This window comes from Roseococcus sp. SDR (assembly GCF_019083995.1).
Lineage (GTDB): Bacteria > Pseudomonadota > Alphaproteobacteria > Acetobacterales > Acetobacteraceae > Roseococcus.
The window spans coordinates 164,135-189,259 of record NZ_JAHRCU010000003.1 but is presented as its reverse complement, the minus strand read 5'-3'; the positions used below and the strand labels follow the sequence as shown (position 1 = coordinate 189,259).

Sequence of the window (25,125 nt, the reverse complement as noted above, 5' to 3'; positions counted from 1 at the left end):
CCAGCGGCTGCGACCTGCGATCGGGGTTGCATGAAGTAGTGCATTTCACTATTAGCGAAGGATGGACACCGCCATCTCCGCCGCCGACGCCAACCGCGCCTTCTCCCGCCTGCTCCGCGAGGTCAGGGAGGAAGGCCGCAGCTTCGTCGTGACCGCCCACGGCAAGCCCGTGGCGCGGCTCGTGCCCTGTGACGCCGCCGATGCCGCGCGCGGAGCGGCGAGAGCCGAGTTGCTGGCACGGCTTGCCGCGCAGCCCGTGGTCGATGTCGGCCGCTGGAACCGCGACGATCTGTACGAGCGCTGAGATGCGTCTGGCGCTCGATACGAATGTCCTGGCCTACGCCGAGGGCGTGAACGGCGAGGATCGGAAAGCGATCGCGCTCGATATCCTGCGTGGGTTTGACGGCGCGGATGTCCTGGTCCCTGCACAGGCGCTGGGCGAGCTGTTCGTCGTGTTGACGCGCAAGGCCCGGCGTGAGCCTGCCGATGCCCGCACCGCGGTTCTCGCTTGGTCCGACAGCTATCCGGTGATCGGCACCACGCCGGCGGTGATGGTGGAGGCGATGGAGATCGCCACCACCCATCGTCTGGCGCTTTGGGACTCGGTGATGCTGGCGGCGGCCGCGCAGGCAGACTGCCGCATGCTGCTCTCTGAGGACATGCAGCACGGGTTCACCTGGCGTGGCGTGACGGTCCACAACCCCTTCGCCACCACCAAGCTGTGACGGTGGCGAAGAGCTGCTGGATCAGGTGCCCGGGTTGAACCAGGCGCCGCGCCAGTCGATAGCGCCGACGCCGAAGTCGAAGATCACGCTGACCTCGACGCCATCCACACCCTGGACATTGCCCGTGGTGACCTGCGGCCCCTCCGCGCCGTTCAGGTAGCCGTAGACATAGACCGGTGCCGCCAGCGGATCGGAGAACAAGTACCAGCGGTTGTTCGGGATTAGCGGCTCGACCAGCGGCTGGACGAAGCCGGCATAGACGTTGGCGTTGCTGGTCTGGGTCGCCTGCACCGACACGGTCAGCTGCCGCGCCGCGAGTTCCTGGTTCGGCCCGACCAGCAGGCGCATCTGCGAGCCGACCGCGATGGGCAGGCCGTCCAAGGTCTTCTGGCGCATCACCGCGGCGCGGCCGAGGGCCAGGTTCGGCAGGTCCAGCGCGGTGCCGGCACCAGCCTTGTTGGCCCGCGCCGCCGCGGTGCCGAACACCGCCGCGGCACCAGTGATGAGCGTGGGGCCGTCGCCGGCGGCGCTGTTCACCAGGGCATAGGCCGTCGCATTCTCGAAGTCCGCGACGCGCCGGCCGATCATGCTGGCGAAGTCAGTGAAGGCGCCGAGGTCGTCGTTCACCAGCATCTGCCGCGTGACGCGGATGCGCCGGGCGAAGGTCTGCAGGAACACCAGCTCCTGGCTCTCGGACATGGTCCCGGCCTGCACCTCGCCATTCTCCGACAGCGGCAGCAGCGTCGGGAAGTCGCCGACCCGCAGGTGGCGGTGCGGCTTGAAGTCCCGAAAATCGCGGCGGAGGAACAGCGTCCGGTAGGTCGGGGCCGCCGGCGCATAGGCCGCCAGCAGCATCTTGTTGGCCGCAGCCGAGAGCAGCGCCGGGAAGTCGCTGGTGGTGTGGAAGGCGCGCTCGGCGAGGATGGTCGGGTTGCGCGGGACGTTGCGCTCGCCGCGGGCGCGAAGCAGCTCGCCGATCATGTCGGAGGGGCGCCAGCCCAGGAACTCGGTGTGGCGGCCGGTGGCCGGGGCCTGGTAGCCGGGCATGGTGCGGGCCGCGAGCGCTTCGGCCATCGCGTCGAGGAGCTGCGACGGGTCTTCGTTGGAGGGGCCGGTGTCGGGGCGCGCTGGCAGGGAGGGACGCGCGGCGCCGCTGGTGAAGGCGTCCCACAGCCGGCCGCGCAGCACCTCGGGCGAGATGCGGTCGCGGATGGCGGCCTCGCGCATGGCGTCGAGCATGTCGGGGGTCACCAGGCCGCGGGCGGCGGCCAGCACCGGTTCATAGCCGGCGATGCGCTCGACCGCGGCGCGTTCGGCCTCGGCGCGGATGGCCTCGAGGTCAGGCGTGGGCGGCATGGCGCGGGTCGGCTCGGGCGGCGCGGTGGGCGGGGTGCTGGCGGGCGTCGTGGTCACGGGGACCTCCTGGTGCGGAATGGTGGGCGGCGCAGGCGGCGCCGGCGCGGGATCCGGCGAAGCCGGCGTCGTCTCGGGCATGGGTGGGTCCTCGGGGATGGTCAGGGCGGGTTCGATGGCGGTGGCGGGGGTGCCTTGATCCCCCTCGCCACGGATCACGGCCAAGCCGTCCACCGGCACCGGCACGATCGAGATCTCGTAGGGCTCCCAATCCACGGCGCGGTGGATGGTCTGGCCGGTGCAGGCGTCGGGCCTTGGGTCGTAGCGATGCACCCGGTAACCGACGCTGACAGACTGCAGCGTGCCGTCGGCCACGCGCTGCCAGACCGGCTCCACGTCATCGGCGCCACTGAACTGGAGCGTGGCGTAGCCGCGGCCGGCCTCGAGGCGGGCGGCGGTGACGCGGCCCAGCACGTCGCGCGTGCCAGCGCGCCGGTGTGTGTCCAGCACGGGTGCGCGGCCAGAGCGCAGCGCGTCCATGCGCACCGCGGAGGGCGCCATGTCGAGCTCTTCGAGGATCGGCCCATAGGGGGGCACGAAGTTGCGGGCCCGTGCGCCGGTGCTCCACACCACCTCGACGGTGCGGGCCGCTCGATTGACGGTGACCGGAGCTGCCAGGGCGCGGCACGCGGTGATCGACTGCCCAGCGACGGGAACTCGATCGGGCACGGTTTCCTGTTCCGGTGCGGGGGTGGGCCCCGCCGGTTCGATCGGCTCGGTCATGGAAGTGCTCCTTGCGGGGCGCCGTTACGGCGCGGCGAAGCCCTGCGCGTTCACGTAGACCTGCGCGCCGGTGGTGATGCAGGCGACGTTCATGGCCGTGGCCGCGGTGCCGCGCAGCGGCGTCGGGAAGGTGATCTCCACCGGGGCCGCCATCGCCGCCGGCAGTAGCTGCCGCCAGATCACTGTCGCGCCGTCCTTGATCACCACCTCCGTCGCGACCGTCGCATGCGCGTTGCGCACATCGATCGAGGTGACGTAGTTCCGGATGCCGGCGGCCGCCGCTGCCCGGAGCACCACGTCGGTGGTGGTGATGATCCCGCCCGCGGCAGCGGCGTATTGCCAGTCCGCCTCCGGGATCGCGTAGGGCTTGGTGACCAGCGCGCCGATCAGCGTCGCCAGCAGGTCGACGCCCCGCGCCGTGGTCACCGCGACCGGGTTGGCCGAGTAGCCGGTCGCCGCCAGCACCGGCACAGCGCCGGAGGTGTTGCGCGCCTGGCCACCCACCGGCGTGACGCTGGGCGGGATGGTGCTGAGCACGTTCACCCCCAGCCCCTGGCCCGCGACCGACTGCCCGCGGCCGGCGGTGATTTCCGTCGTCAGCTCGGCGTAGTCCGCGATGGTGACGAACTGGACCTTGATGTCCGTGTTCGAGACCGGCGCGAGGTTGCGCGAGACCGAGGCCCAGCCGGTGTTCAGATAGGCGCCGGTGAAGGTCGAGCCCACCAGATCGAAGCTGTTCGCATCGATCACCGTGATGGTGAAGCTGCCATTCGCCCCGGGCACGCCGGAGACGTCAGCCACCGTCACCACGTCATTGGTGGCAAAGCCATGCGCCGCGCGGGTGATGCGCACCGCGCCGGAGCCGTTGTTCGCCACCGCGGAGATGCCACTGATGAACTGGCGGTTCCGCACGCGGATCCGAAAACGATACAGCGCGTTCGGCTCCGGAATCTGCTGGTGGCGTACATAGGAGTTCGACCGCGCGGCCGTGGTGTCGAGCAGCCGGCCGTGGAAGTAGCATTCGTCGTTGGTCGGCTCGAGCTCCAGCACGGACCAGCCGGCCGGGGCCGTGGTCGGGATGGTGCTGCCCGAGGTGCTGCCGAGGCGCGGGGCGCCCTCGCTCTGCACCTCGTAGTTCGCGAGCGTCGCGCTGGCGCCATCCAACCGCCAGGCCGCCGCACTGCGCCCGTCCGGCTGCGCCGTGGTGGGATCGATGCTGACGAGCTCGAGCCACACCGACTGGCCGACGATGCGCTGGCTCATGTTCACCGCCACCATGACCCGGAGCGGGATGGTGAAGCTGGTGCGGCTGGTGAGCGTCAGCTCATCGTCGAGGGTCGTGCCGGTGGAGATGGTGACGGCGCCATCCGCCACGGTGTGGGTGATGCCGCCGCCGGTGGCCGCGATCTCCCAGCGGGCCGGATTGATCTCGGTGCCGTTGAAGCTGTCGCGGAACTTCTTCTGCATGCTCTTGATCTTGAGCATGTCATCGGTCCAGTCGTAGGCGCCTGCGATCATTGGGATGCTCCTGGATTGGCGGCAGCGCCCGCATCCGCACGCGGCGAAGCAGCGCCGGTGGCGGCGATCTCGATGGCGGCGAGCTGAGCAGCGTCCTGGGCAGCGCCCGACTTCGCAACGCGGCGCGGATCGCTGTCGAGCGACAGCCCTGCCTCATCGAGCAGGGCATTGGCCTCGCGGATCATCTCCACGACCTGGCGGAAGTCATAGCCGAAGGCGCCGACCGCCTCGGGCTGCGGCACGAAGCCGGCACGCACCTGCGCGATCAGCGCGGTGGTGTCCTTGAGTGGGTCGATCATCTCGTGCGCGGGCGGGACGTGGGACAGGCCGTCCGGCAGTTCCGCGCCCCACAGTCCGAGCAGTGCACCCTGGGCGTGGAAGCGATCCGCGATCGGCCGCACCAGCATCGGGATGAGCATGCCGTACTGCACCTGCTCGCAGAGCCGGCGGAATTCGATTTTTCCTGCACGCAGCGAGGAGTAGTTCGCCTGGGTCAAATCGCCGGCGACCTGGTCATAGGTCAGGCCTGAGCCGACCGCGGAGGCCTCCAGCGCGCGGCGCGCGAAGGCGGCGTGCGATCCACCGCCGGACGGGTTCACCACCTCCACGGATCCCATTCCGCGGCGATAGAGGATCATGCCGGGCTCGAAGCTCTCCACCGTGCGGCCCTGCGCATCGCGTAGCAGGCCCGAGGCCGGCCCGGTCATGGCGTCGTCGCCATCCTCGGAGACGACTGCGGCGAGGCACGCCTCGATCTTGGCCTTCATCAGTAGCGCGGCCTCGTAATCGCCGAGATCGCGCAGCCGCGTCAGCACCGGCGCCAGCCAGGAGACGTCGCGCAGCTGGCCAGGCCGGCGCTTGCGATAGATGTGCAGCACATCGCGGGCCGGCACGCGCTGGCTGCTCAGCCAGGTCGCACCTCCCGGCAGAACCCAGGACGCGCCCGGATGGACGCGGTGCAGCCAGTAACCGACCGGCTCACCGGCCTCGCCCAGGCCGATCCCCTGCAGCGTGGGGACGCCTTCGATGACGCCCTGCCGCGCCGCGTCGAGGTGGTCGCTCTCCAGCACCTGGAGCCGCAGGCCGATCGGATTGGCCGGCGTGATGTCGGCCGGCAGGAGGCGCATGAAGCATTCGCCGCTCTCCACCACGGCGCGCATCACCAGGGCCTGGAGGCCATAGAGGTCGAGCCGCCCCTCGGCGTCGCACGCGGTGCTGTCGGACCAGCGGCGCCAGGCCTCGGCATGGGGCTTGTCCGGCCAGCGCGTGGTGATGCCGGCGCCGACCGCGTTGCCGGTCCAGAGATCGACGATGCGGGCGGCGTAGGGGTCGTTGCGCACGGCATCGCGGGCACGGCGCGCTACGGTGGGCGCGGCGGCACCAACCTCGGCTGTGGCGCTGCCTCCCGATGCCGCCCAGCTCGAGGCGCGGCTGTCCTGCGCAGCGGCATAGCCGCGCAGGGCGTGCCAGGCGTCACGAAGGCGCCCCATCACCTGCTGCCCTCGCGCGAGAAGCTGGCGAAGGTCACGTTGGGCCGGCGGGCGGCGCTGTTCTCCGCGGCGTGCAGCACCGACAGCGCCCGGCCGAGCTCATCCAGTGAGCGGTACTCCACCGTGCGGCCGTCGAAGGTCACGCGTGTGGTGCCGCCGGTGAAGGCGGCGGCCAGCACGGCGGCGCGGGTGCCAGCGGGCTGTGCCAGCGCCCAGGCGAGGACGGTCGGATCCATTAACGTCCTCCTTTCAACGAAGCCAGCCACTGCGCGGCGCCAGCCAGCCCCGCGGCCGCTGGGTATCGGGCCCCGATGCCGGGGCAGTCAGGGGCGGCGGTGATGGGGGAGCGACATTCCCGGCGGCGGGAACCTCGCTCGGCCGCAGCGGCGCATCTGCCGCCTCATCCCGCAGCCGCGCCCAGAACTGCTCGCCGTAGCGGTCTGCACCCAGCAGCCAGAGCGCGGCGCGGGCCAGCACGGCGCAGTCCAGCGCCTCGTTGCGTTCCCTAAGCTTTGCCCATTCCTGGCGGGCAAAGCCGCGGCGATCCTTCGTGTTGCGCAGCTGCTCCGCGACCAGCTGCTTGACCCATTCGACGTCGATCGCGCGCGGCAGATGCACCCAACCGGGTGGAAGCTCCTCCGCGTCGCCGCGGCCGAGCCAAAGCCGGCGATAGAGATCGGCCTTCCAGGTCGAGACCGACACGGTCCAGAGCTTGAGGCCGCGCCGCAGCTTCTGGCCATTGACCAGCGCGTCCACCGGCGTCGGGCCCTGGACAGGCTGCGCCCGGTTCCAGCCATCGATGCCCTTCGTCGGCGCGATGCGCGGATCCCGCAGGCGGCGGAGGTGGCCATAAACGGCGGCGGTGTCCCGGCCGCCGGTATCGACGCAGAGCCGGGCGATGCGCATCGCGCCGCCACCATGGCGCGGCCAGTCGCGCGCCAGCACTTGAGCCAGTTCGTCCCAGGGCTCGCGGTCCCGCGGGCTGCCGGGGATCACCACGTGATCGACGAGCCAGGACGAGAACCCCTCCGCCCAGCCCCAGACATCGCATTCCAGGCGGTCGTCCTGCACGTCCACGCCGGCGGTGAGCACCAGCGCACCGAGCGGGACGACGCCCATGGCGAAATCCTCGCGCCGCTCGACCAGGCGCTCCCAATCCGGCGCCTCGCCCTGCTCCTGCCAGGTCTCGCCGAGCACGGTGTTCTTGAAGGTCTTGATGTCCTCGGGCTTGCCCTGGGCGGCCTCCCAATCCCGGGCGATCTGTTCCCAGGAGAGCCAGCCCACGGGCGAATAGAGCGCCGAGATGTGGAAGCCGATCGTGTCTGGATCCTGACCCTCGGACGTCGCGCGCCATTCCCCGCCACCCAGCATCGCGGTCTTGTCGTGCTCCTGCATCGGATGGTCGCAGGCATCGCAGTGATACCGCGCCGTCTCCGGTGCACCCTTCTCCCAGATCAACCGCTCGAATCGCAGCCACTGCATGTCGCCGCAGGCCGTGCACGGCACGAAGAACCGCCGCTGGTCGGAGGCCAGGTATTCCCGCTCGATCCGGCTGCGCCCGGCGATGGTCGGCGTGCTGACCAGGAAGGCCTTGCGGCGCCAGCCGAAGGTTCGGGCCCGCGCCTCGGCCAGCGCGATCGGATCACCCTCGCCGGCGACGTCGCCGGGATAGGCGTCCACCTCGTCGAGAAAGAGGAAGCGTGCCGTCATCGAGCGCAGCCCGACTGCGCTGTTTGCGCCGGTCAGGACCAGAATGCCGCCGGGGAATTCCTTCGACAGCATCGTGTTGCCACTGTCGCGCGCACGGGCGGGGGCGACGCGCTCCCGCAGCGCCGGCGTCTCCTCCAGCAGCGGGTCGATGCGCTGGCGCGAGAAGCGCTTGGCCAGTTCCACGGTCGGCTGCACCGCCAGCGCCGGTGCCGGCACGTGGTGCATGATGTAGCCAAGCCAGTTGTTGCCGCTTTCGGTCGCTCCGACCTGCGCACCCTTCATGAACACGACGCGCCGAGCCGGATGCACCGCGGACAGCGCGTCCATCACGTCCTTCAGATAAGGCGTGCGGCTGGTGCGCCAGGGGCCGGGTTCCGCGGAGGCGCGGCTGCCGAGCAGGCGGTGGCGTTCGGCCCATTCCGATACGGTGAGCTGCGGCGGCGGGCGGAGCATGGCGCCGACACGCCGACGCACATGCTCACGGCTGCGAGGACCGGTCCCCTCCGAGGCCTGCTGGATCGAAGCGATCGGCCGCCTCCGTCAGCAGGTCGTTGATGTGGCTCTGCAGGATGGTCTGCAGCAGATGCGGGTCGACGCTGATCTCGGCTGCGATCAGGCCGGACACGCGGGCGGGCCAGTTCAGCAAAGCGTCGCGCATCGTGCTGCCGATCTCGTCGAGAGCGGCATTGGCCTCGGCAACGTCCAGCAGGCGGCGCTTGGTCTCGTCCAGCGAGAGGCGCTGCGCCTCCACCTTCAGGGCAAGCTGCGCGACCTTCAGCCGGGCGAAGGGCGTGCCCTCGGCGCCGGCGCCGTTGGCCAGGGGCGAGCGGGTGGGATCGGCGGTTTCGGTGAGGCGACGGCGGGTCTTGTCGATGTCCCACTGGCCGTCCGGCTCGCGGGCGATGCGGCCCGCGCGTTCTGCCTTGTGGATGGCGGTGTCGCTGACGCCGAGGCGACGGGCGGCCTCGCGCGTGGAGGCGGTCATTTCCGGCATGGCGGCGACCTCCCGCCGCGCTTGATGGTCATCATGAGCAAGGGCCCGCTACCGTCCGGCGGCGAGCCCTCGACGTGTCCGGCTCCGTGGTCAGGCCGGCAGGTGGTAGATGGTGAAGGAGCCCTTCGCGCCCGTCTTGTTCGGGCCGACCATCCGCTCGCGCGACTTCACCTCGACCGCGTGGCCCTTCTTCTTCAGCCCCGCGAAGAAGCCGCGGACCGTGTGCTGCGCCCAGCCCGTCGCCTCGGCGATCTGCGCGACGGTCGCGCCCTCGGGCCGGCGCAGCATGGCCAGCACCTGCTCCTGCTTGGTGCCCTCGCGCGGCTTGCGAGGCGCACCCGGCTCGCGGGCCGTGCGGGCGGGCTTGCCCGCGAGGGCGGCGCGGAGGGCCTCGATGGCGCGGCTGATCGGGTTGTCGGTCGCGTCCTGCGCCGGGCTGGCGTCCCAGGCGGCCAGAACCGCCACGGCGGCGTCACGCAGGCTCGCGCGCGGGGCGGGTGTCGGCACGCCCTGGGCGGGTTCGGCTTCCTCCGCGGGGGCATCCCCCTCGGCGGCGTCGTCCGCGCCCGCGGGCGCCGTGTCGTGCACGCTGCCCTCGATGCCGGAGCAGTCGGGCTCGCCGGCCTCCACGTCGCCCTCGTTCGGGTCGATGCCGATAGCGCGCAGCCCCTCGTCGGTGATGCGCGCCACGATCCAGGTGCCGTCCTCGTCCTGCCGCCAGCCGAGCCCGACATGCTCCCGCGGGGCGTTGATCTCGGTGAGCAGGTTGTTCTTGATCAGGCTGCGGAACACCGCGTTGCGGGACGCGGCCGGCAGGGTCTTCGGCGCGCGGGCCAGGCCCATCTCGTGCTGCGCGGCGGCGCTGAGGATCACGCGCTGGCTGTCGGAAAGCTTGGTCATCCTGGTGGTCTCCGGTTCCGGGTGCCGACCATCGGCCCCTACTGCCGGGAGCCCCGCCGGCGCTGCCGGTCGGGGCGGTGCGGGAGTGGCCCGATTCATTCGGCCCATTCGCCGCGCCTCAGGTAGGAGTCCGTCACCCGCGCCAGCAGGCTGTTCCAGTGCTGCAGGTTGGCATGCGCACCCCAGAGCACCGCCTCGGGATCCGCGCCGAAGTGGTCCGCGCTCATCTGCTGAAGCTCGGCGACCATCGCGTCGAAGCGCGCCTTCTCGGCGAGGAAGGCTTCGAGGCTGCGTTCCTGGTTGCGGGCTGCGCGGGCGGTGCGATCCGTCATGCTGGTCTCCGTCTGTTGCGGCAGGGAATCCCCTGCGTGTGACGGACCATTCGCGCTGTGGCGCGCACGAGCCAAGCAAGATGCAGCGGCGCGGAATTGCTATGATTCGGCGGTCTGGATCACATCATGATCGACGACGCCACGCGCCGCGGCGACATCGGCGAAGATGCGATCATCGCCCTCCAGCACGGCTGCTTCGCCCGTCGTCTCCTGCCAGCGCCGCACGATGACGTCGACATAGGCGGGATCGATCTCCAGCAGCACAGCGCGCCGCCCCGTGCGCTCCGCCGCGATCATGGTCGTGCCCGAGCCGCCGAAGCAATCCAGCACCGTGTCTCGCGGCTTGCTGCTGTTGCGGATCGCGCGCTCGACCAGCGCCACCGGCTTCATAGTGGGATGGAGGTCGTTGCGCGCCGGCTTGTCGAAGTGCCAGACATTCCCCTGGTCGCGCGCGCCGCACCAGTAGTGCTGCGCGCCCGCCTTCCAGCCGTAGAGCATCGCCTCGAACTGCTGGTGGTAGTCGGCACGGCCGAGCGCGAAGGTGTTCTTCGCCCAGATGATCGTGCTCGACCACTTCCCGCCCGCCTCCTGCCAGACGCGATGCAGCGTCGGCCATTCCGAGGAGGACATGCAGACGTAGCAGGCGCCCTTCGTGACCGAGAGCAGATTGGCCAGGGCGGGACGGAGGAACTCCGGGAAGCCGCCGCCGAGCGCGTCATTGGCGATGGTCATTTTGGCCGCAGTGCCGCCCTCGTAGGCCACGTTGTAGGGCGGATCGACGAAGCCCATGTCGGCCAGGTGGCCGGCGCCGAGGGCGCGCTGGACATCCTCGATCTTGGTGGCATCGCCGCACAGCAGGCGGTGTTCCCCGCAGCGCCAAAGGTCGCCGGTGCGAGTGACGGGCACCACGGGCGGTGGCGGCGCATCGTCGGCATCATCGCCGAGACCAGCGTCGGCAGCCGCCAGCAGCCGGTCCAGCTCCATGCCGGAGAAGCCGAGCACGTCGAGATCCACCACCGCCTCGTCGCGGATGCGGGCGATCTCGGCGGCGAGCAGCGCCTCGTCCCAGCCCGAGTTCAGCGCGATCTGGTTGTCGGCCAGGCGTAGCGCACGCGCCTGCGCGGGAGAGAGATGGCCGAGCCGCAGCACCGGCACCGAGGCGAGCCCGAGCTGCTTCGCCGCCATGACGCGGCCGTGGCCGGCGATCAGCACGCCCTCGGCATCGACCAGAACCGGGTTCACGAAGCCGAACTCGGCGATGGAGGCGGCGATCTGCGCCACCTGCGCCGGCGAGTGCGTGCGCGCGTTCTCGGCATAGGGGACCAGCGCCACCACCGGCAGCGCGGAGACGACGAGATCAGGCTGCATCGGCGGTGACCTCCAACCGCGCCGCGGCCACGGCATCGTAATCGCGGCCATCGTCCGCCAGCGCCACGGGCAGATCTGGATGCAGCATCCGCCAGCGTGCCACCGCCAGGTCGACATAGGCCGGTGCCAGCTCGATCGCGCGCACGCGGCGGCCGGTGCGCTGGCCGGCCAGGATGGTTGTGCCGCTCCCGCCGAAGGGCTCGAAGATGATCTCGCCCTCGTCGGTGTAGGTCCGCATCAGGAACTCCGGCAGCACCACCGGAAACACCGCGGGGTGCTCGGTCTCGATGCCGCGGCCCTTGTGGCGGGTCAGGCGCAGCACGTTATCCGGGATCCGGAAGTCCTGCACCGGCAGGCCGGCATGCTGGTATTCCGAGATGGTGCCGTCGGCCGCCCGCAGGCCGCTGCCCTTGTTCGGCGTGCCGGCCCATTTGCAGGGCACGATCTTGTTGGCCTGGCGGGCCTGGCGGTTGAAGTGGAAGACGAACTCGAAGGCCGGTGCGAGCCGACCGTTCCAGTCGCCCGGCAGGCCGGGCCCCTGGTCCCAGGTGTAGAGGCCGAAGCGGCGCCATCCGCGGGCGCGCATCCAGTCGAGCCAGCCGGACCAATAGGGCTGCCATTCATTGTCGCGATGGATCAGCCCGAGGTTCACCAGCACTTGCCCGTCCGGGCGCATGGCCGCGTCCAGATGCTGGAACGCGCCCTGCATCAGCGCGTCCCAATCGGTCCCGCCGCCGGTGGTGTAGTCCCGCTGGTTGCCGTAGGGCGGGGAGGTGAAGAGCAACGCCGCACGGTCATCGCCCATCACGCGCGCCACGCTGGCTGCGTCGGTGCTGTCGCCGCAGAGCAGGCGATGCTCGCCGAGCAGCCAGAGGTCCCCGGGGCGCGTGACGGCCTGGCGCGGCGGCTCCGGATCGGCATCGGCGGGATCGTCCGCCGGTGCATCCTCGGTGCCTGCCGCGCCTGCCGCACCGCCCCCCTCGGCGAGATCCGCAGACAGAGCCTCGGGCGCGTCGCCGTCGGACACGGCATCTCCAGCCGCCGCGAGGATGTCCGCGAGCTCATCCGCCGAGAAGCCGAGCGCGGCGAGGTCGATGTCCTGCGCCGTCTGCACCGCAGCGAGCGCATCGCGCAGCAGCGCCTGGTCCCAGGTCGCATTCTCCGCGATGCGATTATCGGCGAGCCGCAGCGCCTCCTTCTGCGCGGCGGAAAGATGCCGCAGCACGATCACCGGCACCTTGGCTATGCCGAGCGCCGACGCTGCCTCCAGCCGACCATGGCCGGCGATCAGCACGCCCGCCTCATCCACCAGCAGCGGGTTGGTGAAGCCGAAGGCCAGCATGCTGGCTTTGATCTGCTCCAGCTGCGCGGCGCTGTGCACGCGCGCGTTGCCGGCATGGGGGCGCAGCTCCGCCACCGGACGCAGCAGAATCTTCGCCGCCATCCAGGGGAGCGTCATCGTGCCATCCAGATTTGGGAGTGGGTGCAAACCATGCGGCCGCGGCTGCAAACTCAGCGCGGCATAGTTTGCGGGTTATCTGTTTGATCGCACGCGGAAAGGGCTGCAAACCGCAACCCTGTTTTATGGCCTGGCGCTAGCGACCTTGCGCGCTTCCGCCCCCCGCATACAGCGGGGCCAGGAAGGACCCTGCGGCTCGAGAGCCACTGTCTCGATTGAGCCGCAGCGTGGCTGTTCAGCCGCGGCGCTCTCGCACCTTCTCTACGTGTCTTGCTTCTAGCCTCATTGATTTCGGAGCCGCTACGGGGTGAATTGTAACAGCGTGATCGGGGCGATGGTGACCGCCCCGATCATCCCGCGTCACGCCGCCCTCGCTCGTGGCATCAGCCCGAAATGCACGGCGAGAATGCCGAGGGATCCGACCAGGATGCCCTGTCCCACTGGGCCGTGTACGGTCCGTCCGGCCCAGCCCTGACGCATCGACCACTCGCGGACCGAGAACTCGAGACCGATGACAAACCACGCGCAGGAGCCGCAGGGGCTGTCCTGCCCCCCCAGCGCATCGAGCGCCGCAGCGACGCGGCGCCGTGCCTCCACCTGCATCGTCGAGAGCGTGTCGACGCGCGTGCCTGGGATGCGCATGATCTGCGACGTCGACATGCTGTCGAAGCAGGCGGCGCGGAACAGCCCGCGGAAGATCTCACCCGCTTCGTGCATCTGTGGCGTGATGCTGCCGTGCGCCAGCATCAGCCCGAGCGTGTCCACGGCGCGGCGATGCTGGACTGGGCTGCCGGTCTCGGGATCCGCCTCGCGGATCGGCTCCGAGAAGCCACCGTGCTGCAGCCGCCACTTCGAGGGCTTCGCCAGATCGTCGTGCTCCGGCTTCGGCACTTTGGGCTTGCGCTTACCGGCCATCGTGGTTCTCCCCGTTGCGACGCCCCCAGCGCCGATTGGCTTCGTTGGTGATGGCCTGGCGGAGCCAGTGGTCCGTGATGTCGGCCACCGGCAGGGCAGCGACGCCGTGCCGATGCCAGGCGGCCGCGCGCATGGCGTTGACCTCGGTGTCGTTGGTCGGGCTGCGCGTGCCGCGGTCCAGGCAGGAGCGCGGCGGCTGCGGTGCGCCGTGCATGCTCATGCGCGGCCTCCCGTGGGATCGGTCGCCCAGAGCAGAAGGGCGATGGCATCCGCCTCGTTGTCGTCGGCCGGCCGGAAGCCGCGGGCCTCGATGGCGGCGACCATCTTCGCCTTGTCGGCATTGCCCTTGCCGGTGGCGTAGCGCTTGATCGTGCCGACCGGGACGCCCTCGTAGGGGACGTCGTGCTCCTCGCACCAGGCGGTCAGCGTGCCGAGGAAGCCGCCATAGATGTGGGCCGCGTCCGTCCCGGCATGGGCGCGGACCTCCTCGAACACGATCCGCGCCACACCGCCGGACAGGGCGGCGACCTCCGCCAGCCATCCGCGGAAGCGCAGGAAGCGCATGCCCCCACCCTCGAAGCGGCTGGGCTTGAAGGTCATCGTGCCCGAGGTGATGCCACCATCATGGCGGCGCAGTGCCCATCCGGTCGTGGTGCCGAGATCCAGGGCGAGGACCGCGTGGTGCGCCAGGCTGATCGTGGGCGGGAGGGCGATGGGCGGGCCGCTTGCATGGGCGGCGGGCATGGTGAGAGTCGCAACTGCCATGGTGGTCTCCGAGAGGGGATGATCCTGGTGAGGGCAGCGACGGCGCGGTTCTTGGCGGAGCTCGCCGTCGCTGCCCGGCATTTCGGGTGGGCCTGTATCCGGCGGTCCGATCGCCGGTGGCCGGTGCCGCCCCAACCCAGGACCCAACCGGGCCCAACCTGCGGCGACCTGGCAGGAAGCACTTTCACGCCAAATCAACGTGTTATGCGGGTGTGTCCCAACGTCCCAACCTGGGGCGACCTCCCCTAAACCTATAAGGAGAATGTATGTCCGCCCCGACCCAGACCTTCCGCATCTAGGTTTCAGACCCGTTGGGACGGTTGGGACGTTGGGACACCGGTCAGCAAGTGACTGAGTTTCGGTCGATTTCGCCTGACCCAACCTCAGCGCATGGGTTGGGACATGGCGGGGGCGTTGGGACATGAGCGCGGCAGCCATCACGCCCTGCCGTCCGGACGCGGGGCCCGATATCGCCACTCCCGCGTGCCGCCATCCTTGCCGGGCACGGTGGCCTTGAACCGCTCCCACTTCCTAGCCTTCAGGAAGCTGGAGACGCGCATCTGGTCTGCCCGGGTCCATTTCGCCGGCTCGATGCTAAGCGCCTGCTCCAGCACCTCGCCGACGGAGACGTCGGTCAATGGTGTCGGGCGCGGCACGTAGCGGTCCTGCCAGTCGTCATAGTTGCCGAAGCCGACATTCACGCTGCGCCGCTCGGAGACCAGCCAGCGCTCGATCAGCGCGTCCCAGGCGTCCGGCTCGTAGCGGGCCTCCTGTTCGGCTGTGGCCGAGACGATGAGGTCGCGATCCTCCAGCCACCACGGCGCGCCCGCGTTGAAGCGCGCCACAGCCTCGGCCCAAAGCTGGTCGCGGTCGCGGCGGAGCCCGTCGAGGTCGATCTCCCCGCATCGCAACGGCCAGAAGCGCCGATTGCCGGTCTCGTCGCGCAGATACGTGTCGGGATTCACGCTGCCCGCGAAGACGCACTGCCGCGGCACGGTGACCACGTAGCGCTCATACGGCGGCCGGTAGCGATCGGAGGTGCGGGTGAGGAAGGCCTTGATGCGCGACACCTCGGCCCTGCCGATCGCGTCAAGCTCGGCCATCTCGATGATCCACACGCCACGCATCTGCTGCGCCGCGTCCTTCGAGCCGATCTCCGCCAGTTCGTCGGTGAACCACGCATCGGAGGCAAGCACCTTCAGCGCCGTCGATTTCCGGATGCCCTGCGGTCCTTCCAGGATCAGCATGTGGTCGGCCTTGCAGCCGGGACGCATGATCCGCGCGACGGCGGAGATCATCCACAGCGACGCCATGGCTCGGTTCAGCGCCGTGTCTGCGGCGCCGAGATAGGTCACGGCCCATGCGTCGAGCCGGGGCGTGCCGTCCCAGGCGAGCGCCGTGAGATAGTCCCGTACCGGGTGGATGCGGATGTTGCGGGCGACGGCCACGACGCTGCGCCCCACCACGACAGGGGGCACGTTGATCTCGTGGCGCTGCAGCCATTCGGCGCAGCGCACGTCGTCCGCGTCGCCCCAGGCCCGCGGCAGGGTGCTGGCGGCGGGCTCCCAGGGCAGGGCGCGGGTAACCAGGATCTCCTGCGCGAATTCGTCGAAGACCAGCGCGCCCGCGAACGCCGCATCGAGCGACAGCGCGGTGATCACGTTGGCCTCGTTCCGCTCCGGCGTGCCGCTGGGCTCGAGGCGCAGCAGGGCGGCCCAGCGTGGCCGGATCGGCGCCTGGTTCACATCGCCGGTGGTGTTGAAGCGGCGCCGCAGTTCCCCGAGTTGCTTCTCCAGGATGGAGATGGCGATGCCGGTCGCGGACTTGATGGCGCCGAGGACCTGGCGCTCGGGCAGTGGCTCGAGGCGCAGGGTGACGAGGCGCCCCAGCAGCTGGGACAGCGGCGCCATGTCGGGCGGGTTGGTGAGCGTGGCCGCGGCTGCCAGCAACTCCTCCGCGGTGGTGGGCGGTGGGGCCTGGTCATCTGCCGCCGGCGACGCGGCATAGTTTTCGGCCGTCACGCCATGCCGCAGGTCGTCGTTGAAGTCGTCGCCATGCAGCGGCGCGAGGATCCGGGAGGGGATGTTGGCGAGGTTCAGCTGGTCCGCCAGCGTGGCCGCGGCCTGCATGCCTGGCAGGCCAGCATCGGCAAAGATGGTGACGTGGGTGGTGCCGTCCGGCCACCGCCAACGCCGCAGCCCATCCGCGGAGAGCGCTCCCATGGTCGGAACGCAGAAGATGGCCTGCGCCGAGAGCGCGGTCTCGATCCCCTCGGCGACGCCGAGCCGGCCGTCGGCGGGGAACGGCGCCAGGCGCACCGCACCGCCGGCGATGGGCCCCAGCATCTTCTTCCCCGGCGGCGCCTTCGCCGATCCGTCATCCAGCAGGTAGGTCCGGTGGATGCCGCCGGTGGGCTCGCCGGTGCTGTCGCGAGCAACCGCCACCATTCCAGCCCAGCCACGCTTCGTCTCGAAGTCGGGAAGGTCCGGATGGAACAGCAGGTCGGGGCTGTCCGGCATCTCCAGCCCGCGGCTGCGCAGATAGGTCTCGGCCACCGAGCCGGCGAGTGGCTGGCAGCCTTCCAGCAGCCGCGCCACCTCGCGGCTGTGGTCCGGTCGCGGCTCCTGCGGCCGCAGGCTGGGCGCCGGCTGCTCCATCTGGGCCAGCCGCGCGGCCTCCGCGAAGAGCCGTGCCTCGGTCAGCCCGGTCGCGTGATAGACCATGTCGATCGGCCCGGCGCTTTCGCCGGTGGCGTGGTCGAAGCCCCATCCCGCGAAGCGACCCTCAAGATGCAGGACGCAGGACCCCTCGCCACGCGGGCGGCGACCCGAGAGGTCGGCGCAGCGCAGCGTCTTCCGGTCGGGCGAGCGAATCGCCTGCGGAAACAGCGCGGGCATCCAGTCGCGTGCCGTGTCCGCCAGCCTGCGGCGCACCTCGGCCAGGTCGTGCCGGACCTGTAGCACGGGGCCGGCATCGTTGAGGTCGATGCATGACGATACGGCGACGGCGGGATGCGGCTCGGCGTTCATGCGAGGATCACCAGGCCCTGCTCGGCGCGGGTGATGGTGGTGTAGAGCCAGCGGCGCCGATCCAGCTCCGTGCGGCCGAGACCATCGTCCCAGACCACCACGTTCTCCCACTGCGACCCCTGGCTCTTATGGCCGGTGATGGCCCAGCCGAAGGTCGCTTCGGTCAGTGCACGCTTGGTCTTCCAGTCGCGGTCATGGCGCTGCTTGTCGAAGGCGATGTGATCTTCGAAATGGCCCTTGTAGATGCGCAGGCGGCCGCGGCTGCCATCCTGCTGTGGCGGCCCAATGCGATTGCCGTCCTCGTCGGTCACCACCGCCGATAAGTAATGTGTCCCCTCGTCGACGACGGCGTCGAGCGAAAGGAACATGCCGTTGATCAGCCCGAGGTCGTTCTGGTTCTTCAGGCAGACGATCTTCTCGGCCGGGCCGGTCGGCAGCCAGCCTGGCCCAAAGCCGGCGGCCTGGCGCATGGCGTTGTTCAGCTGCAGGCGGGTGGCGTTCATGCCGCAAATGACCTGGCCACCTCGGAGCGCCTGCTCCGGCGTCACGTCGGATTTGCGCATCTTCCAGACGTGCGTGTCGTACTGGCCAAAGCCGATCGCCATACCCTCGCGGGCCATGGTGGCGAGGCGGATGATGGCGCTCTCCGCAGCCTGGCGGTGGATTTCGGTGAGCATGATGTCGGGCGGATCCTTCGTGAAGGCGCCCTCGCCCTGGATGGGGGGCAACTGACCTGGATCGCCGAGGACCAGGATCGGCTTGCCGAAGCTCATGAGGTCGCGCGCCATGTCCTCGCCGACCATCGACACCTCATCCAGCACGATGAGCCGCGCATGCGCCGCGTCGCTTTTCGGGTTCAGCGCGAAGCGCGGCCGCTTCATTTCAGAGACGGCCTGGCGCATCGCCTCGATCGTCGCCTCGGCGGTGGTGCGATCGAAGCCCGAGATCTGCCGAGCACTGGCCATCGCCTCGGTGATCTTCTTTTCGGCCGCCTCGATTTCCTCCTCGGTCGCCTCGATGACGCTGTAGATCAGGCTGTGGATGGTGCGTGCGGGCGTGCCCTTGCGGCGCAGGACCAGCGCAGCCTTGCCGGTGAAGGTGGCTGTGACGACACCGGGCACGCAGCCCTCGCCATCACCGCCGGCGCGATGCGGCTCGAGGCCGATCTCACCCAGTGCGAACTTGAGCACGGTCGATTTGCCCGTGCCGGCGAAGCCGAACAGGCGGAACACCTGCTGCTGCTCGGTGCCGTGCTCGAACCATGCCCGGATCGCGCTGATGGCGCGGTGCTGGGTGTCGGAGGGCGTGATGTCGCCGCTCATGCTGCACTTCCCAGTTCCATGCGGTAGTCCTTCACGACAGCCCCGCGCGAGTGATCGCCGACCTCGCATTCGCGGACGAACACGCGCCGCCCGTCGGCGAGCGTGCGCCAGTGCCCACGGCGAATGTGCCAGCGCGGCGAAGCGTGCGTTCCGCCGCGAAGCGCGACTGCGGCCGCAACCTGCGTCGTGTCGATTTCGGCGATGCGGTAGGTCCATCCGCGGACACCGTGCTTGGCGAGCGAAGCGCGCCGCAGCGGCGACACCACGTGTTCCCGGAGCTGGGTGCCGACCGACAGCAGGCCAAGCGCACGCCAGACCATGCCGGTGAGCGCCTGAAAGTATGGAGTGTGCTCTGCCGGATCGACGAGGGTCGGATGCGCTTCGACGTCCGCGACGCCGTCGGGCAGGAAGCTGGCCCGAGCCAAGACGTCGGTCCAGAGCTTGCGACGGGTGTCGAAGCGAAAGAGGAATGCATCGACGCCCTGCTCGGTCCCGACCGCGTAGGCAACGAGAGATGCGCCGGGATGGAGATGTTCGGTGACCTCGAACAGCACACGCTCGTGAGGCAGCCGCAGCGGGCCGGCCATGATGGTCTGCGACAGCAGCTGGACCTCGTCCGAGTCAAAGCTGGTCTGGTCGGGAAAGAGGTAGACCGGCGCGCTGAGGACGCCGGATGCATCGACGGGACACCAGAAGCGGTTCGCGTAACGATGAATGTGGCGCTTCAGCGCGTAGGCCAGTGGCACGGGCGGAAATGGCGAAGGTGACCTCACGGGTTGGCCTCCCAGCAGCGGGCCGCGTAGGGACAGAAGCGGCAGAGGAAGAAATCGGCGTGGGCGGCGATGCGCGGGGGCAACTCGCCGGCCTCGGCAGCGCGGAGGATGTCGACGGCCCGATCGGACAGGCGCTGCGCCTCGGCTGCATCGAAGGGCACCGCCTCGTGGTGCAGGGCGAGGGTGTCGCGGTTCAGCGCGGTCAGCAGCGCCACCTCGATCTCGAGATAGGCCATGTAGAGCTGGACCTGCGCGAAGTAGATTGGCTTGGACTGGCGCAGGCCGTGCTTGACCAGGTCGTTCCACGACTTCTGGCCGAGGGCCTTGTGCTCCCACAGGGAAGGCCAGCGGATGCCGACATCGGGACCCGCGACGATGACGCCATCGGCATGCCCACGCAGCTTCCCGTCCGCGGCGGCAAAGCCGAACTGCTCGCCATCGGCGCCGCGGTCACGCAGATCGAAGCCCGCCTGGCGGAGCCATCGGATGGACAGCGTCTCGAACTGGTGTCCCGCATCGAAGACGCGGAGGATGCCGCCGTCGAAATCGCGACCCGCATCCTTCGGGCTATGCGCCACCTCGTAGACCAGCTTTCGCGCGCAGGCCTCGCCGATCCGGCTGCCACCGAGATAGTCGCGCGGGCGCTGCCGCTGGTTGCGCGCGACCAGTGCGGCATCGACATGCGCATTGATGCGGGCCGTGGTGTCGGCCATGCCGTGCGCGGCGCGTCCGTAGACCAGGCCGGATTGGTGGTTGAGGTCGAGGATCATGGGCGTCCTCAAAATGGAATTGGGTCGTCGAGCGGATCCCGCTCGGCGGCCTGGCGCTGCATGGATGCCTGGAAGCCGTCCACGCAGGCCTCGATGATGCGGTCGATTTCTGCCGCACTGCGGTCGTGGAACGGCGCCATGAGGTTCAGCTCCACCAGCACCTCGGCGAGCGGCCGGCGCGCGTCCTTCACCGCGCGCTCCTCCATCTGCGTTTTGTCGATCACGCCGTTGGACCTCCGGCCCAGCGCGCCCCCGGCCTCGCAACACCGCATTGAGCAGAAGCGGTGATGCGGGAATTCGCCCCAGCGAAGCTGGTGGATGTAGCCGAAGCCCTTCGCCTCCCGACCGCACAGCGCGCAGGTGAGGCGACGCACCTGATCCTTAGGCGAGCAGCCGCGCGGCGGTGGCAGGGACTGGGCCGCAGCACGCGGCTGCGCCGGCCGCGTCCAGCGGCGACGAACCATCGGCGCATCACCCGTTCAACCAGGCCGGGCCGCCTGCCGCCGGCGCCGGGGCGGGCGGAGCCGCGGGCTGCGGCGCGGCGGGTGCGGGGCTCGCGGTGGCCGGGCGTTCCCACATGCGGGGCGCCGGAGCCGCGGGCGCGGCGGCAGCCGTGCCCGACCAGGCGGGCGGCGTGGTGGCCGCTGCGGCCGGCGGACGCGCCGGCCGGTGGCTGGGCGCCGCCGCCACGCCTTCGCCGGCCATGACCTTGGCGTATTCCGGCTCGCCCGGCAGCACGACACGGTCCAGGCGATTGCTGTCGGAATAACGGGGGTCGTTGGCGGGCTCGACGCGCACCTTCGCAGCGAAGGTGATGCCGTGCAGATCGGCGAGACCGCGCAGCATGCGCTTGGCCTTCGCCGCCTCGCTCATGTCCTGCGAATCCAGTCCGAGCGCGCTGTCGATCATCGCCCGGAAGACCCCCTTCGAGATCTTCCAGCCAATCGACACACCCTGCTCGTCCACCTTCCCGCCGACGACGGTGAAGGTCTGCCAGAACTTGCGGCGGATGTGCGGGCCCGCCGTGACGGTGAACTCGCAGTCCAGCATCTTCACGTCGCTGCCCTGCGTCTTCGTCGCCTTGAGCAGGCCGCGATCTGCCTCGCCCTGGCCATCGAGACCGCCCTTGCGGAGGTGCATGATGACCTTCACGAAGCTGCCGTCCGGGATGAGGTCGGAGCCGCGCGGCAGTTCGGCATCGTTCATGTCATAGGTCATGGCATCACCCCTGGTTGGTGCTGGTGGCGTTGATCTTGCGGAGCAGGGCGGCGAGATCCGCAGGCTCGGTCTCGTCGAGACGGCCCGAACGATCCTTCGCAGGCAGCCCGAAGCTGTTGCCGGCGCGGCAAACGAAGCGACGCTCGGTTCCGCGCTCCGGGTCGTATCGCCAGGCATCGCCTTCGCGGCTGAACAGCCCCATGGTGACGACCTGATCGACGATGCCGGGCAGTTCGCGCGCGGCCTTGCCGCCTTCCATCTGCGGCTGCCAGGTGACCTTGCCGAACTCGTCGGTCACCTTCTCCAGGATGCCGACCATGATGGTGGTCTTGCCCGGCGCGTGCTGCAGGTGCTTCAGCAGGCCGATCACCTCGCGCGCCAGTAAGCCATAGGCGCCACGGGTGTCCGGCTTGCCGGTCTTCTCCGAGAAGGCCTCGGGCCGCGTCTTGGCCCAGGCCATCGCCTGCCGTGTGAGGTCGGTGATCGAGTCGAGGAACACGATGGATTTGCTGGCGAGCAGCCGCACCAGGTCGGGATGCGCCGCGGCGAGATGCTGATAGTGCCCTTCCGAGAAGAACCCGGTCGGATCGGCCGCCGGGTTCACACCGCCGACCAGGCAGGCAAGGTCGATGGCATCTTCGAAGCAGCGGACAGGGATGCTGTCGCCGCGCCAGTCCTGCACCGACTTGAGGCCGGCCTCGAGGTCGATGCAGAGGGTCTTTTCGGCATGCATCGTTTGGACCTGCGTGGTCTTGCCCACGCCGCTCGGCCCGAACAGCGCCAGGGTGGTCTTGTTGACGGCGCTCGACAGGCGCTCGTCGGCCGTGACGATGCGGAGTGCCATCAGCGACCTCCCCGCATCGAGATGACGCCGTCAGCATGCGGGCTATCGCGCCGTGCGACGTCGGACATGAGGGCGAGGCGATAGGTGGCGCGCCCCGTGCGAACCGTGCGGGCCGGCTCGAAGGCGGCGCGGATGCGCTCCGGCCAGGCGGTGTAGGCCCGCTCCGAGACCTTGAAGCTGACCTCGACGTACTGGCCGGGATCCTCGCCGCCGGCGCGGATCTTCTCGGACAGGGAGGCGAGACGCGCCTGATCCCAATCCACCTTCTTCGGCAGATCGACCGCGATCTCCACGGCGCCGTCCTGGAAGCGGACCGTGCCAGTGTCCTTGCCGGCCGCGGCACGGGCGCCGACGGCGCGCTGCTCGTAGCGGAGCGCGATCGCGGCCTCGATCCAGTCCTGCATGCGCTTGGCGCCATCCAGCGCCTCGCGCGCATCGGTCTGCAGCAGCGCGAGGTGCTCGGCCGGCAGCGCGATAACGTCGCTCACCGGCATGTGGCGCAGCGCATCGAGCGTGGGGCGGTTGGTGCGGGGCGCGTCCATCACGCGGCCTCCGCGAGCAGCAGGGGCAGGATGGACGACGCATAGCGACGCGGCCGGCGCCGGGCGACGAGGATGTAGGCGTAGTCCTCGTAGCCGTGGCGGCGCTGCACGATATCGGCCAGGCCGAGCTCGGCGAGCTTCCAGGCGCGGGCCGCCAGGCGCTGCAGCGCGGTGCGCTCCTGCTCGGGCAGGCACCGCAACTGCGGGCAGACCTGCCGGGCGAGCGCGCCGCGGTGATAGGTGATGCTGTCGCCGGGGGCCGCGGCGCCCAGCCAGGTGCAGAGCGACGCCTCGGTGAGAGGCTTCGACACTGCGCGGATGTCGGTGATGTTGGTGTCCATACTTAGCCCTACCCAGCCCCTCGCCGATGCGTCTCAGGCCGCCGCGGCGATGCCGCCGGCGAGCAACCGCAGGCGCATTTCGCGGATGCGGCGGTACAGAACCGAGCGCGGCATCGGGCCCTGCTGGCCGAGTTCGTGCGGCGTGCACTGCGTCAGGGCTGCGCAGATGCTGTGGTCGCGCTGGTCCAGCACGGTGCCGGCGCGATCCAGATCAAGGCGGCGCTCCAGCGCGGCCACCGCGTCGGTCTGCTGGCCGCACCACGCCGCATACCCCTCCGATTCGGGGATGATGTCGGCGAGCGTCAGCTCCTCCTCCTGGCCCGGCACCACGTCGTCCAGCGACGCCTCGTGCCGTTCGCGCTTCTCGCGGCGAAGGCGTGTGGCGAGACGGGATGCGCGGTGCTGGAAGCAGACCGTGGCGAAGGCCGCCAACGTCCCTCGCGCCGGATCGAAGCCGGACAACCGCGCCAGGAGGTCGAGCAGCATGTCCTGCTCCATGTCCTCCCGCTCATGGCTGGGGCGCCCCAGGGTGCGGCAGAGGCGCCGCGCGTAGCGCTCGGCGAGCGGGTGAACGACGTCGAGATCGGCAAGGGAAAGCTCGGTGGGCATCGGGCGTGGCTCCTGCTGGGCGGCTATGACGTCCAGAAGCAACCACACGACCTGCCGGGGCGGAGAGGCGGAATGGGGCGCAATGGGGAATTGGAGCCGCCTGGGATTTATTCCCCATTGCTAAATCAGTGGCTTATGGCTGATTTCGTCGGAAATCAGATGGATAGCCTGGCGATTTCCGCCCCACCCATGCGGGAACTCCTCCCTGAGCCGGTCGCCTGTGGATATCGGGGATAGTCGAACAGGAAGGGAACATTGCTGTTGACCAATCGCACAGCAGTTCGTCATGATCCCGGCATGTCCATCACCGTTGAGTACCCGCATCACGCCGCCTCAGGCGCGCCTCGGCCGTTGTCGGCCCAGACCCTCTGGGCCGTTGCCGCGCAGGTGCGCCGCCAGGCCATGACGGAGCATGGTGCATTTGCGCTCCCGCTCGCCGCTCTGGTCGCCGCCACGCGGACAGTGTCGGCTAACGGTCGGGCCATCGTGGTCGCCTGGGAGCTCGACCATCCCGTGCATGATGGCTCCGGGGAGGCAGTGCTCGGCGTCTGTGAGACGGATCCCGATATGCCGGGCACGGCGCTGGTCTCCGTGAATGCGCGCATGGTGGCCGGGCGGCCGGATCTCGCGGTCAGCACCGCGGCCCATGAGCTGGGCCATGTGGTGTTCGACGTGCCGGTGGCGCTCGGCATGCCAGCGCGGCGGTATCGGTCAGTGACGGCCGGCCCGAGCGCGCTGCTCGATCGGACCACCGCGGCCTCCGAACGTCGGGCGAATGAATTCATGGGTGCGCTACTCGCTCCCCCGGTGCAGCTCCACCTCCGGATGCTGGTGCACGCGCGGTCCGAGCGGCTGCGCACGGTGCATGCGGCGCATCGGGGTCGGCAGGGCTGCCGCGTGTTGGCATCCGACAACCCGCCCGAGGTGATCGAGGGCGTGGTCGCCGCGCTGGCCGGCGACTTCGGTGTGTCGGAGCGCTTTATCGCCGTGCGGCTGAGCCGCTACGGCCTGGTGCAAGGAGATCAACGGTGAGCTTTGGATCGGTCATCCGCGAGCGACGGACTGCGCTCGGCATCGGGTTGAACGATTTCGCGGAGCGATTGGAAATCTCGGCGGCCTATTGGTCGCGCATCGAGCGTGACCAGGAGAATCCGCCCCGCGACGAGCTGATAGAGCGCGCCGCCGCCATTCTCGGTGTGCGGATGGATGATCTGTTCGTCGAGGCGCAGCGACTGCCGCCCGACATGCGGAAGGATATGGCCAAGGTTGTGCAAGCGTATCGGCGGTTGCGCTTTGTCGGGAAGGGATGAATGTCGTGGGCGGCCGAATTGTGAGGAAGCCCTGCTATGGGCTGGCCGAGATCTG

Annotated in this window: 27 protein-coding genes; 4 read left to right on the top strand and 23 right to left on the bottom strand. The window is 69.8% G+C overall.

Annotation, left to right across the window (positions count from 1 at the left end; all coding sequences use genetic code 11):
• Nucleotides 1-61 precede the first annotated feature (61 nt).
• Both KTR66_RS04970 and KTR66_RS04965 read left to right on the top strand, forming a co-directional pair.
• A complete protein-coding gene (locus KTR66_RS04970; RefSeq protein ID WP_213611055.1) occupies nt 62-304 on the top strand; it encodes a type II toxin-antitoxin system Phd/YefM family antitoxin in 243 nt (80 codons plus the stop codon).
• A 1-nt stretch (nt 305) separates the two neighbouring features.
• Complete coding sequence (locus tag KTR66_RS04965) at nt 306-725, top strand: PIN domain-containing protein (RefSeq protein WP_213611054.1); 420 nt, start codon at nt 306-308, stop codon at nt 723-725.
• Between the two features lie 21 nt (nt 726-746).
• Here KTR66_RS04965 and KTR66_RS04960 read toward each other — a convergent pair whose 3' ends face one another.
• The 23 genes from KTR66_RS04960 to KTR66_RS04850 form a co-directional block, all read right to left on the bottom strand.
• Nucleotides 747-2,861, bottom strand: coding sequence for a prohead protease/major capsid protein fusion protein (locus KTR66_RS04960; RefSeq protein WP_213611053.1), 2,115 nt, complete (start codon nt 2,859-2,861; stop codon nt 747-749).
• A gap of 24 nt (nt 2,862-2,885) precedes the next feature.
• A complete protein-coding gene (locus KTR66_RS04955) occupies nt 2,886-4,379 on the bottom strand; it encodes a ubiquitin-activating E1 FCCH domain-containing protein (protein ID WP_213611052.1) in 1,494 nt (497 codons plus the stop codon).
• On the bottom strand, nt 4,376-5,869 hold the full coding sequence (locus KTR66_RS04950; RefSeq protein ID WP_213611050.1) for a phage portal protein: 1,494 nt from the start codon (nt 5,867-5,869) through the stop codon (nt 4,376-4,378). Before KTR66_RS04950 ends, KTR66_RS04955 begins: the two co-directional genes overlap by 4 nt.
• The gene (locus tag KTR66_RS04945) at nt 5,869-6,105 is read right to left on the bottom strand and encodes a phage head-tail joining protein (RefSeq protein ID WP_213611048.1); all 237 of its coding nucleotides are present in this window, start codon (nt 6,103-6,105) and stop codon (nt 5,869-5,871) included. Before KTR66_RS04945 ends, KTR66_RS04950 begins: the two co-directional genes overlap by 1 nt.
• Before the next feature lie 13 nt (nt 6,106-6,118).
• On the bottom strand, nt 6,119-8,032 hold the full coding sequence (locus tag KTR66_RS04940) for a phage terminase large subunit family protein (RefSeq protein ID WP_213611046.1): 1,914 nt from the start codon (nt 8,030-8,032) through the stop codon (nt 6,119-6,121).
• Between the two features lie 25 nt (nt 8,033-8,057).
• The gene (locus tag KTR66_RS04935; RefSeq protein WP_213611045.1) at nt 8,058-8,573 is read right to left on the bottom strand and encodes a hypothetical protein; all 516 of its coding nucleotides are present in this window, start codon (nt 8,571-8,573) and stop codon (nt 8,058-8,060) included.
• 90 nt (nt 8,574-8,663) lie between these two features.
• Entirely contained in the window at nt 8,664-9,473 is an 810-nt protein-coding gene (locus KTR66_RS04930) for a DUF3489 domain-containing protein (RefSeq protein ID WP_249731840.1), read from the bottom strand.
• Between the two features lie 95 nt (nt 9,474-9,568).
• Nucleotides 9,569-9,805, bottom strand: a complete 237-nt coding sequence (locus KTR66_RS04925; RefSeq protein ID WP_213611044.1) for a hypothetical protein — start codon at nt 9,803-9,805, stop codon at nt 9,569-9,571.
• A gap of 99 nt (nt 9,806-9,904) precedes the next feature.
• Nucleotides 9,905-11,173: a site-specific DNA-methyltransferase gene (locus KTR66_RS04920; RefSeq protein WP_213611043.1), complete on the bottom strand. Its 1,269-nt coding sequence runs from the start codon at nt 11,171-11,173 to the stop codon at nt 9,905-9,907.
• Nucleotides 11,163-12,632 (bottom strand): site-specific DNA-methyltransferase, encoded by a 1,470-nt coding sequence (locus tag KTR66_RS04915; protein ID WP_213611042.1) that lies wholly within the window; start codon nt 12,630-12,632, stop codon nt 11,163-11,165. The genes KTR66_RS04920 and KTR66_RS04915 overlap by 11 nt, the downstream gene beginning before the upstream one ends.
• A 360-nt stretch (nt 12,633-12,992) precedes the next feature.
• Entirely contained in the window at nt 12,993-13,547 is a 555-nt protein-coding gene (locus KTR66_RS04910; RefSeq protein WP_213611041.1) for a DUF6456 domain-containing protein, read from the bottom strand.
• Nucleotides 13,537-13,767: a hypothetical protein gene (locus tag KTR66_RS04905; RefSeq protein WP_213611040.1), complete on the bottom strand. Its 231-nt coding sequence runs from the start codon at nt 13,765-13,767 to the stop codon at nt 13,537-13,539. Before KTR66_RS04905 ends, KTR66_RS04910 begins: the two co-directional genes overlap by 11 nt.
• Nucleotides 13,764-14,312, bottom strand: a complete 549-nt coding sequence (locus KTR66_RS04900) for a crossover junction endodeoxyribonuclease RuvC (protein WP_213611039.1) — start codon at nt 14,310-14,312, stop codon at nt 13,764-13,766. The genes KTR66_RS04905 and KTR66_RS04900 overlap by 4 nt, the downstream gene beginning before the upstream one ends.
• 437 nt (nt 14,313-14,749) lie before the next feature.
• The gene (locus KTR66_RS04895) at nt 14,750-17,341 is read right to left on the bottom strand and encodes a VapE domain-containing protein (protein WP_213611038.1); all 2,592 of its coding nucleotides are present in this window, start codon (nt 17,339-17,341) and stop codon (nt 14,750-14,752) included.
• Nucleotides 17,338-18,663, bottom strand: coding sequence for an ATP-dependent RecD-like DNA helicase (locus KTR66_RS04890; RefSeq protein WP_213611037.1), 1,326 nt, complete (start codon nt 18,661-18,663; stop codon nt 17,338-17,340). Before KTR66_RS04890 ends, KTR66_RS04895 begins: the two co-directional genes overlap by 4 nt.
• Nucleotides 18,660-19,409, bottom strand: coding sequence for a hypothetical protein (locus KTR66_RS04885; protein ID WP_213611032.1), 750 nt, complete (start codon nt 19,407-19,409; stop codon nt 18,660-18,662). The genes KTR66_RS04890 and KTR66_RS04885 overlap by 4 nt, the downstream gene beginning before the upstream one ends.
• A 23-nt stretch (nt 19,410-19,432) precedes the next feature.
• Nucleotides 19,433-20,206, bottom strand: a complete 774-nt coding sequence (locus KTR66_RS04880) for a hypothetical protein (RefSeq protein WP_213611030.1) — start codon at nt 20,204-20,206, stop codon at nt 19,433-19,435.
• An 8-nt stretch (nt 20,207-20,214) separates the two neighbouring features.
• Nucleotides 20,215-20,670: a DUF6511 domain-containing protein gene (locus KTR66_RS24720; RefSeq protein ID WP_249731839.1), complete on the bottom strand. Its 456-nt coding sequence runs from the start codon at nt 20,668-20,670 to the stop codon at nt 20,215-20,217.
• Nucleotides 20,671-20,677: 7 nt separating this feature from the next.
• Nucleotides 20,678-21,424: a hypothetical protein gene (locus KTR66_RS04870; protein ID WP_213611028.1), complete on the bottom strand. Its 747-nt coding sequence runs from the start codon at nt 21,422-21,424 to the stop codon at nt 20,678-20,680.
• Nucleotides 21,425-21,428: 4 nt separating this feature from the next.
• Complete coding sequence (locus tag KTR66_RS04865) at nt 21,429-22,268, bottom strand: ATP-binding protein (RefSeq protein ID WP_213611027.1); 840 nt, start codon at nt 22,266-22,268, stop codon at nt 21,429-21,431.
• Nucleotides 22,268-22,810, bottom strand: coding sequence for a hypothetical protein (locus KTR66_RS04860; protein WP_213611026.1), 543 nt, complete (start codon nt 22,808-22,810; stop codon nt 22,268-22,270). Before KTR66_RS04860 ends, KTR66_RS04865 begins: the two co-directional genes overlap by 1 nt.
• Nucleotides 22,810-23,151 (bottom strand): hypothetical protein, encoded by a 342-nt coding sequence (locus KTR66_RS04855; RefSeq protein WP_191082761.1) that lies wholly within the window; start codon nt 23,149-23,151, stop codon nt 22,810-22,812. The genes KTR66_RS04860 and KTR66_RS04855 overlap by 1 nt, the downstream gene beginning before the upstream one ends.
• A gap of 33 nt (nt 23,152-23,184) precedes the next feature.
• The gene (locus KTR66_RS04850; protein WP_213611025.1) at nt 23,185-23,760 is read right to left on the bottom strand and encodes a sigma factor; all 576 of its coding nucleotides are present in this window, start codon (nt 23,758-23,760) and stop codon (nt 23,185-23,187) included.
• 297 nt (nt 23,761-24,057) lie between these two features.
• Between KTR66_RS04850 and KTR66_RS04845 the strand changes: the two genes are divergently transcribed.
• Together KTR66_RS04845 and KTR66_RS04840 are read left to right on the top strand one after the other, a co-directional pair.
• Nucleotides 24,058-24,792 carry an ImmA/IrrE family metallo-endopeptidase gene (locus tag KTR66_RS04845; protein ID WP_213611024.1) on the top strand — a complete coding sequence of 245 codons (735 nt, stop codon included), beginning with the start codon at nt 24,058-24,060 and terminating at the stop codon, nt 24,790-24,792.
• Nucleotides 24,789-25,070 carry a helix-turn-helix domain-containing protein gene (locus KTR66_RS04840; RefSeq protein WP_111470928.1) on the top strand — a complete coding sequence of 94 codons (282 nt, stop codon included), beginning with the start codon at nt 24,789-24,791 and terminating at the stop codon, nt 25,068-25,070. Before KTR66_RS04845 ends, KTR66_RS04840 begins: the two co-directional genes overlap by 4 nt.
• Nucleotides 25,071-25,125: the final 55 nt, after the last annotated feature.